Source organism: Sinobaca sp. H24 (genome assembly GCF_023845525.1).
In genome coordinates this window covers 1-8,476 of the sequence record NZ_JALBWT010000069.1, presented here as the reverse complement: position 1 = coordinate 8,476, position 8,476 = coordinate 1, and the positions used below count along the sequence as shown (strand labels likewise).

Here is an 8,476-nt window from a genome sequence, read left to right as displayed (position 1 = left end):
AAAATAAACGCCAGCCACAGTCCATTGTTTCCTAAAATAGGCTCCGTTATCCCCAGCGCGACAAAAAAGACTATCATCGAAAAATAAGCGAGTTCCGGACTGGAGCCGTCTGCGTCGCCCCAATAAAAATGCCGTAAAGCTGCAGGCCGGCAAATCCGGCAGCCGGGAACCATATAATCCAGCTGCTGTATTCCACCGCCGCTGTCTGAACTTCATCGATAGACGTAAACCATCCAACTATGAAAGGCCCGGCAGCCAGCATCACCATAGTTATAAAACGGCAACTGCAGGACCAGACCATCCCATTCTTCTTTTCACAGCCCGGTGCAGCAGTAATTTATCCTGACGCCCTATGGCCCGGCCGGGAAGTAGTTAATACTGCCGGCATTTGAAAGACCGTCAAAAAAAGTAGGTCATAATAAAATGGATTTGAAATAAAATCGCATTTGCTGCAAGGGTAACTTCTCCAAATGCAGCTCCGGAGGAAGTAAACCAGGCAAATACACCCAGCAGGCATACCGTTCGAATAAACAAATCGCGGTTCACGCGCAGCATGTTCAACAGCGGCTCTTTTTTCCATAAGATGCCGGAACGAAAGAAAGAAAAAGGCATACGAATTTTCCATAAAACATAGCTCAGACCAGCTGCTGCAGCCGTCACTTCAGCAATCAGCGTCGCAAGGCCGACGCCTGCCGCTCCCATATCTATGTAGAACACAAACAAAACGTCCAGCCCCATATTAAGTATATTAGCTCCGAGCTGCAGCAAAAGCGCGATATTCACTTTTGAACTTCCTACGAGCCAGCCGATAACCACATACTGCATCAGCGCAAACGGCGCTCCCCATATACGGAAGCTGAAGTAAGCCTCTGCCTGCTCCACCACCTGGGCCGGGGGCTGGATAAATGAAAAAGCCGCCTCTTTAATAGGAATTTGAAATAGAATAAACAGAGAACCGATCAAAGCTGCCAGAAGCAGCGGACGGGCAAACAGTATATTCATGTCCACAGCAGAGCTTCTCCCTGCCGCCTGAGCTGTAAATCCCGATGTGCTGACGCGCAGGAATCCAAAAAGCCAGTACAGCGTATTAAAAATCAGAGCGGCCACAGCTACGCCGCCAAGATAATGGGGCGAATCCAGATAACCTACTACTGCGGTATCCACCGCTCCAAGAACCGGGGTCGTAATCGTTGCCAGAGTTAAAGGAAGGGCGAGCGCCAGAAAATGCCTGTGTGTCCCTTCCTGGTATGTTCTTTTTTTCATTGATTGGTCTTCTCCCATTTTCTTTTTGTGAACACACCATTTCATACCAAAAGAAAACGGCGGGTCGTGTTGATTAAATCGTACGTATCATCGTTTGTCAATTGTTAAACTTTTACTGCTTTAAGGAATAACCAGCATTCCCTGATCATTAAATTCCCAGTCTTCCCCGTAGGCCACTTCCCATATAAATCCATCCGGGTCTTTAAAATAGCCGCTGTACCCTCCCCAAGTCTGTACGACTGCCTTTTTTACAACAATGGCTCCTGCCTGTTCCGCCCGGCTGAGCATAGCATCGACCTCTTCTTTAGAAGTCGTGTTATGAGCAAGTGTAAACCGGGGAAATCCTTCTGAAGTAACGTCCGCCGCTTCTCCGATTTCTTTTTGCAGATTCTCTAATGGAAAAAGCTCCAGCCTGGATCCCCCGTTATTAAAAAATACTATAGCCGGCTTCTGCTCTTCTGCTGTTGTTTCAAAACCCAGACCGTCCCGGTAAAATGCCAGGGATATTTCGATATTTCTCACTCCCAAACAAATTAAATGAATACTGTTCATTTTTTTCTCCTCCTTCTTTACGGTAATGTTTTTTTTTTTTACGGTCAGCCTTCCTGCTTTTATTTTTGTTCTTTATTAAGAATGTAAATCGTGGTACAGTTTTTTACATACATTTACTCATACAGGAGGAGAACCCGGTGCCGCGAAAAAAACTGGCCCTTATTCAATTTTCACGAGCTTTAGTTCCGTTGATGGTCGTAACGTTTCATGCAGCCGCCAGCGTTATGTATTATTTTGATTTTGATTTTCTGGGGCTTTCCGTTTATCCGCTGTCCGGCGGGGTGAATTACTTTTTTACATTAACCGGGTTTATGGTGTTTTATATTTATTATAAAAAACTGGCCCATCGTGAAGAACTTCGCCCCTATCTGCTGCAGCGGTTCATCCGTATTTACCCGCTGTACTGGATTTTATCTTTTTTATGGCTGATGGTCATTATTCTTCTGCCTGCGCATTTTGGCGTGGGACATGAAACGGAAGCCGCCACATTATGGTATTCGCTGCTTCTGCTTCCAAGCAGTCAGGCGCTTGATCCTATTCTTCTAGTCGCGTGGTCCCTTATTCATACGGTGTTGTTTTATGCAGTGTTTGCCCTTCTTTTTTTAAAACAGCAGAGACTCATCAAGGGGTTCTTTGTGATTTGGATGGCCGGGTCTTTACTATATGCACTAGGGTTTATTCCAGGTGAACAGGAGCTTGTTTACTTTGCATTCAGCCAGTACAACCTCATGTTTGCCGCTGGAATAGCCAGCGCCTGGCTTGTGCTCCGTGCCCCTTTTCCAGCCGGAGTTGGATGGCTGCTTACGGCAGCCGGGCTGGCTGGTTTTCCGCTCACCTGGGCGAACTATCATTACGAATGGCTGCCCTTGGCTTTTGACTTAACGACAGGAGCCGCTTCTGTGCTGCTTCTCCTTGGTCTGGGTTCCATTGACCTTCGAAAAGACATTTACCTTCCCCAGGCTCTGGATTATCTGGGGAGAGCGGCATTTTCTATCTACTTGTCCCATCTTGTGCTGCTGGATATATTTTCTGAGCTGTTTGCTGCCTTATCCTTGTTCGACCTTTTAGGAGGATGGGTGACTACGCTTCTTTTTATCCTGCTTTCCTCAGCAGGAGGATGTCTCGTTTACTCCTATATGGAACGTCCTCTGACAAGCTATTTGAAAAAAAGACTGATTACAAAGCCGGCTCCTTTAACGAACCGCAGTGTTCAACAGCCGCGTACCTCTGCTAAATAAATGCAAAAAAAGACTCCGGCCTGCAGTCCAGGCGGAGTCTCTTTTTAAAATATGCCGAATCGTTTTTTCTTTTTCTTTTTTTCAAATGGCTCCGGCTGATCAAGTCCCACCGGCTGGTCATCAAAAATGGCGGCCGCGTTTTCTTTAAACATATTGCTTACTTCCGGGCCAAATACGTCATCTATGTGAGCATAGGCTTCTCCTAAAGCGAACGGGCGATGGTCCACGCCGTGCGCATCGGAAGAAATGATATGAGCCAGATTATGCTCAATCAGCGTTTCACAGAACTGCTGGGACGCTTTACCCCCTTTTCCGGAAAGAGCCTCCGCGGTAATCTGGGTAATGGCTCCATTTGTTACGATATCAAACAGCTTTCCAGGCTCCGACACAAACGTCTTATTCCGCTCCGGATGGGCAATTAACGGAATATAACCCGCTACCTGCAGATCGTAAAAAAGACGCTTCAAATAAGAAGGAACTTCCACCGAAGATAGTTCAATTAATAAATAACGGCTGTCATTTAAGGTAAGTGCTGTTCCTTTTTTCAATTCATCCAGAATATCGCCATTAATACGGATTTCCTGTCCCGGCTTTACTTCAAGCGGCACTTCTTCATATTCGAGCAGGTCATTTAGTTCCTGGACTTTGCTGCGGATCATATCTCCGCTGTTCGTAAACATGCCGTTCCGGTGGTGAGGGGTGGCTACTATAGATTCCACGCCTGCCTCCACCGCCGAGCGGGCCAGCGCAACAGAATCCTCCATTGTTTTCGGGCCGTCATCTATACCATGTAAAATGTGGGTATGCAGATCAATCATAGGTGCTGACTCCTTTACTTCGTAGTATTCATCGCTCGTTACATTATAGCAGAAACATAGATAGAAGAAATTTTCTCCTCTTACTATTTTCTTTTCATATTAGCAGTCATCAGGGATGGCAGACCGGATTCAGAAAAAAGATCATTCCGGCAATAACTGCATGACGCAAAGAACCTTATATCATCATAAATTCCCCACTTCCCCTGAGTAAAACCCTGTATATCTTTACTCTCTTCCAATATGTTAAACAATTCAAAACATTTCGTTACATTATGTCTAATGTCTCTGTCGGCTTTATTCTGTAAAATCTACGCTATATCCTTTTTCATCCTATAGAAATGAGGGATCACATGACAGTTAACAGTTCGTATCATATTAATAATAAACGATTAACAAACCGTATTCATACCCTTTCTCGAATCGGAAAAATTCAGGAGACCGGCGTACGCCGTCTGGCTCATTCTCCAGAAGATGTGGAGGGCATGGAACTGGTAAAATCGTGGATGGAAGATGCCGGACTCGAAGCAAGAATAGATCACTTCGGCAATCTGATTGGACGCTGGGAAGGAACGGATCCCAAGGCTCCCGTGCTTCTTCTCGGCTCCCATATTGACAGCCAGCCCTACGGCGGCCGGTTTGACGGGCCAATAGGTGTGCTTGGAGCATTGGAAAGTGTGCAGACACTGATGGAAGATGGCATGACACCTTCCTATCCTGTGGAAGTCATCGCGTTCGCTGATGAGGAAGGCGCCCGTTTTAACAAAGGATTGTTTGGTTCCCGAGGTATTTTAGGCGAAGTAACCGAAGAAGAACTGGAGCGCACCGATGAAAATGGAATATCACGCCGGGAGGCTCTGCTCCGCATGAACTGTGATCCGTCTCAGTTCAGCTCTTCTGTTTATCCACCGGGTTCTATTCGCGCTTATCTTGAGATGCACATCGAACAGGGACCTGTTTTGGAAGAAAAAAACGAACCAATTGGCATTGTGACCGGCATATCCGGTCCTCTCTGGCTCACGGCTACGTTTACCGGATTCGCCGGACACGCAGGCTCTGTGCCAATGCACCTGCGAAAAGATGCCCTTCTTGGCGCCTCGGAAGCTGTGACGGCTCTGCATACCATTGTATCTGAACATTCTCCTGCGCCAACGGTTGGAACCGTTGGGAACATGACCATTTTTCCAAATTCACGAAATATTATTCCGGAAACCGTCTCCTTCACTATTGATCTGCGCGACATCGACCTGAACCGCCGCAATGCCTGTGAAAAAAAGCTGATGGAAGAACTTCAGGCAATATGCAGACGGCGGGGACTTGAGCTTGACCTGCAGGAGGATACGAGAAGCGATCCCCGTTACTGCGCGGACTGGATCATGGATTATATGAAAGAGGAAGCTTCTGATATGGGAGCGGCAAGCATTCCCCACCTCATGAGCGGTCCCTTTCATGATGCTCTTCCTCTATCCCAGGTATGTGATTACGGAATGATCTTTGTGCGCTCCGAAAATGGCATCAGCCACAATCCGGCGGAATTTAGTACGGATGAGGACATTGCCGCCGGCACCGAATTATACTATCGAACGCTGAAACGTATGCTGCAGACATAAAGAAAGATGCCGGATTTTCTTCGGCACCTTTCTTTTTTTATTTTTGCATGAGGTCAATGGTAAAACCTGACTTCTTTTCTTTTAATGCTTCCGGCACTGTGTCTGTCCATTCCGCCAGTTCGGCATTGGACGGGTACCTGCCTTTAAGGCGGCACTCATTGCCAACAAACGTAAGAGGCAGAGCATCTACGCCTTCTTTTTGAAGAATCTGCTGCACGTCCTTGTTTTCGATAAAAGCCTGCGGCTCCGCGCTCAAGTTGTACCGCTCAATCTCCGCTTTATCCTGCAGCATATAAAGAGCTGTGGCAACTCTTGTCAGCTCCGGATCGGTTGTCGGGCCGCACACTCCTGTAGAGCAGCACATAGAAGGATCATACATTTTTATCGATGTCATGATACCATCTCCTCTCTTTTATTTTCCAGTATCGGCAAATGTCTGCAGACGGCTGCCGATTTCATCGCGTACCCGCTGGAAAAACTGCCATTTTTCTTCTTCTGTTCCCGTCGCTTTGGCCGGATCATCAAATCCCCAGTGTTCGCGCTTCACATGAGGCGGTGTCATCGGGCAGCGGTCCGCTGCGTCCCCGCATAGGGTTACAACGAGATCTGCGTTGTTTAACACGGTCGTATCAATCATATCAGACGTCTGTCCGGAAATATCAATGTTCACTTCGTTCATAGCTTTTACCGCATTGGGATTCAGGCCGTGCGCTTCAATTCCTGCACTTTTTACCTCCCATTCACTGCCAAGCAGTTCTTTTCCCCAGCCTTCTGCCATCTGGCTTCGGCATGAATTACCTGTACATAGAAAATATAATGTCTTTTTTTCCATCTTTTTTCTCTCCTTCAATTATAAGATAAGAGCCAGCCATAAATAAAGGCCGATCAACATAATAAGCAGGGTCGGAATGGTTAGTATAATTCCAACTTTGAAGTAGTAGCCCCAGCTGATTTTAAAGCCTTTCTGTTTTAATACATGAAGCCACAGGAGTGTAGCTAAAGAACCGATCGGCGTGATTTTTGGACCTAAATCCGACCCAATAACATTGGCATAAATCAGCGCTTCCCGAATATCGGCTGAGGTGGCCGTCTCCTGTATGGCAAGCGCATTAATAAGTACTGTCGGCATATTGTTCATGACCGATGACAATATGGCTGCGATAAAGCCCATACTAATCGTCGCCGCAAACATGCCGTGTTCTGCTGTCCATTGAATTCCTTCGGCCAGGAGTCCCGTAAGCCCGGCATTACGAAGGCCGTAAACGACCACATACATACCAATCGAAAAGAATACAATCGCCCACGGGGCTCCCTTTACGACGGTTACTGTATTAACAGCTTCGCTTTTTCTTGCCACGAGAAGAAATACAATCGCAATCACACCGGCAATAAGAGATACCGGAATTTCCAGAAACTCACTTCCAAAATAACCAACCAGCAGCAGGCCGAGAATCAGCCAGGACAGCCGAAACATTTTTGCGTCTTTTACTGCATCTGCCGGCCGCTTCAAATCAGCTACTTCATAACGCTCCGGCAGATCTTTTCTAAAATAAATCCAGAGAACAAGAATACTGGCTCCCAGACTGAAGAAGTTTGGAACGATCATCCGGGTCGCGTACTCTACAAACCCGATACCAAATACGTCCGCCGATACAATGTTCACCAGGTTACTTACGATCAGCGGCAGAGATGTAGCATCTGCAATAAATCCGCTTGCCATAATAAAAGGCATAATCATTTTTTCTTTAAAGTGAAGATTACGAACCATCGCCAGTACAATTGGCGTTAGAATCAAGGCAGCTCCGTCATTGGCAAATAAAGCAGCCACCACAGAACCGAGAAGCATAATGTAAATAAACATGCGCAGCCCACTGCCTTTGGCAAGCCGTGCCATATGAAGGGCGGACCATTCGAAAAATCCTATTTCGTCTAAAATAAGTGAAATGATAATAAGAGCAACAAACGTTAATGTGGCGTTCCATACGATGCCGGTGACATCCTGTACATCCTGAAAAGAAACAATCCCGATCAATAAAGCAATAATAGCTCCCCCGCACGCCGACCAGCCAATTCCCAATCCTTTCGGCTGCCAGATAACCAGCGTCAGCGTAACAAGAAAGATAATACTCGCAAGCCATACTTCCATTGTCTCAAACACTCCCTGATATTATTCGCAGCAGCTGATGCGTTTGCCTGCTGCAATAAGTTCTTCTAAATGGTGATTTTGATCAGGAACGTATTCAAGCATATCCTTCACTAAATCATATCCTTCAAATGAAGAATTTAACGAATACACAATCCACTGGCCTCTGCGGTGTTCTTTTACCATGCCGACGTCTTTCATTTTGCGGACATGCTGGCTCACAGAAGGCTGGCTCATCTCAAAAATTTCTACAAATTCACACACACAGCAGTCATGGTCGGCAAGAAGACGGAGCATCGTAAGTCTTGTCTTGTCTCCCATGAGCTTTAAAATTACAGCGGTGCGTTCTATTTCTAAAACATTTTTCGTTTCCATAGATTCTTCTCCTTTCTAAACATTCTGCATAGAGGCTGCGGTAACAGCCGGTTTCCAGGGAATCAGAACCGCTCGCGCTGCAAGCTCGGTATTCACTTTATTAATCCACTTGTATTCTGCAGCGCTGCGTCCCTGCAGCACGGGATCTTTTGTACCGGAGCCATACAGGCTTTGATTAATAATCCACCACTGTGGCTGAATGGAAGCCCGCTTGAGGTCTTCCTGAAGCCTTTCTGCTTCGAGCACAGGCGTTGCTTCCGGAAGCGTCACGACGGCTACAAAGGTTTCCTGCGGGTTACGGAGTCTCGGCAGAAGATTGCTGACAGCCTTATTGACAGAGCCGCTGCTTCTTTCCACCTCTTTTTCATAAGAACCGGCGGAATCAAGCAGTAAAAGCGTATGGCCGGTCGGGGCGGTATCAATAATGACAAATTCGTCATCCGCCTGCTCTACTACTTCGGCAAATGCCTGAAAAACAGC

The 8,476-nt window shown here is 46.7% G+C and carries 11 protein-coding genes; 2 read left to right on the top strand and 9 right to left on the bottom strand.

Annotated elements, in window-relative coordinates:
* Positions 1-73: 73 nt before the first annotated feature.
* The 3 genes from MMY81_RS32485 to MMY81_RS32475 form a co-directional block, all read right to left on the bottom strand.
* Entirely contained in the window at positions 74-268 is a 195-nt protein-coding gene (locus tag MMY81_RS32485) for a hypothetical protein (protein WP_252316068.1), read from the bottom strand.
* A gap of 131 nt (positions 269-399) precedes the next feature.
* Positions 400-1,263, bottom strand: coding sequence for an MATE family efflux transporter (locus tag MMY81_RS32480; RefSeq protein WP_252316067.1), 864 nt, complete (start codon positions 1,261-1,263; stop codon positions 400-402).
* Positions 1,264-1,383: 120 nt separating this feature from the next.
* Positions 1,384-1,815: a VOC family protein gene (locus MMY81_RS32475; protein WP_252316066.1), complete on the bottom strand. Its 432-nt coding sequence runs from the start codon at positions 1,813-1,815 to the stop codon at positions 1,384-1,386.
* Between the two features lie 137 nt (positions 1,816-1,952).
* Between MMY81_RS32475 and MMY81_RS32470 the strand changes: the two genes are divergently transcribed.
* Entirely contained in the window at positions 1,953-3,053 is a 1,101-nt protein-coding gene (locus MMY81_RS32470) for an acyltransferase family protein (protein ID WP_252316065.1), read from the top strand.
* Positions 3,054-3,097: 44 nt separating this feature from the next.
* Here MMY81_RS32470 and MMY81_RS32465 read toward each other — a convergent pair whose 3' ends face one another.
* Positions 3,098-3,871, bottom strand: a complete 774-nt coding sequence (locus MMY81_RS32465) for a tyrosine-protein phosphatase (protein ID WP_252316064.1) — start codon at positions 3,869-3,871, stop codon at positions 3,098-3,100.
* Between the two features lie 350 nt (positions 3,872-4,221).
* On the opposite strand from MMY81_RS32465, the gene MMY81_RS32460 reads away from it, so the two are divergent.
* On the top strand, positions 4,222-5,478 hold the full coding sequence (locus MMY81_RS32460; RefSeq protein WP_252316063.1) for a M20 family metallo-hydrolase: 1,257 nt from the start codon (positions 4,222-4,224) through the stop codon (positions 5,476-5,478).
* A 37-nt stretch (positions 5,479-5,515) separates the two neighbouring features.
* Here MMY81_RS32460 and arsD read toward each other — a convergent pair whose 3' ends face one another.
* From arsD to MMY81_RS32435, 5 genes are all read right to left on the bottom strand, one after another.
* A complete protein-coding gene (gene arsD, locus MMY81_RS32455; protein WP_120193122.1) occupies positions 5,516-5,872 on the bottom strand; it encodes an arsenite efflux transporter metallochaperone ArsD in 357 nt (118 codons plus the stop codon).
* An 18-nt stretch (positions 5,873-5,890) separates the two neighbouring features.
* Entirely contained in the window at positions 5,891-6,310 is a 420-nt protein-coding gene (gene arsC, locus MMY81_RS32450; RefSeq protein WP_252316062.1) for an arsenate reductase (thioredoxin), read from the bottom strand.
* A gap of 18 nt (positions 6,311-6,328) precedes the next feature.
* Complete coding sequence (locus MMY81_RS32445) at positions 6,329-7,624, bottom strand: arsenic transporter (protein ID WP_252316061.1); 1,296 nt, start codon at positions 7,622-7,624, stop codon at positions 6,329-6,331.
* 21 nt (positions 7,625-7,645) lie between these two features.
* The gene (locus tag MMY81_RS32440) at positions 7,646-7,996 is read right to left on the bottom strand and encodes an ArsR/SmtB family transcription factor (protein WP_252316060.1); all 351 of its coding nucleotides are present in this window, start codon (positions 7,994-7,996) and stop codon (positions 7,646-7,648) included.
* 15 nt (positions 7,997-8,011) lie between these two features.
* Positions 8,012-8,476: ArsA-related P-loop ATPase (locus MMY81_RS32435; protein ID WP_274622857.1), on the bottom strand; the 465-nt coding region annotated here is incomplete at its 5' end.

Bases quoted from the DNA above. Each gene is read 5' to 3' on its own strand.
- MMY81_RS32465 (WP_252316064.1), bottom strand. From the start codon at position 3,871: ATGATTGATCTGCATACCCACATTTTACATGGTATAGATGACGGCCCG.
- MMY81_RS32445 (WP_252316061.1), bottom strand. From the start codon at position 7,624: ATGGAAGTATGGCTTGCGAGTATTATCTTTCTTGTTACGCTGACGCTG.
- MMY81_RS32480 (WP_252316067.1), bottom strand. From the start codon at position 1,263: ATGAAAAAAAGAACATACCAGGAAGGGACACACAGGCATTTTCTGGCG.
- MMY81_RS32485 (WP_252316068.1), bottom strand. From the start codon at position 268: ATGGTGATGCTGGCTGCCGGGCCTTTCATAGTTGGATGGTTTACGTCT.
- MMY81_RS32475 (WP_252316066.1), bottom strand. From the start codon at position 1,815: ATGAACAGTATTCATTTAATTTGTTTGGGAGTGAGAAATATCGAAATA.
- arsC (WP_252316062.1), bottom strand. From the start codon at position 6,310: ATGGAAAAAAAGACATTATATTTTCTATGTACAGGTAATTCATGCCGA.
- arsD (WP_120193122.1), bottom strand. From the start codon at position 5,872: ATGACATCGATAAAAATGTATGATCCTTCTATGTGCTGCTCTACAGGA.
- MMY81_RS32460 (WP_252316063.1), top strand. From the start codon at position 4,222: ATGACAGTTAACAGTTCGTATCATATTAATAATAAACGATTAACAAAC.
- MMY81_RS32440 (WP_252316060.1), bottom strand. From the start codon at position 7,996: ATGGAAACGAAAAATGTTTTAGAAATAGAACGCACCGCTGTAATTTTA.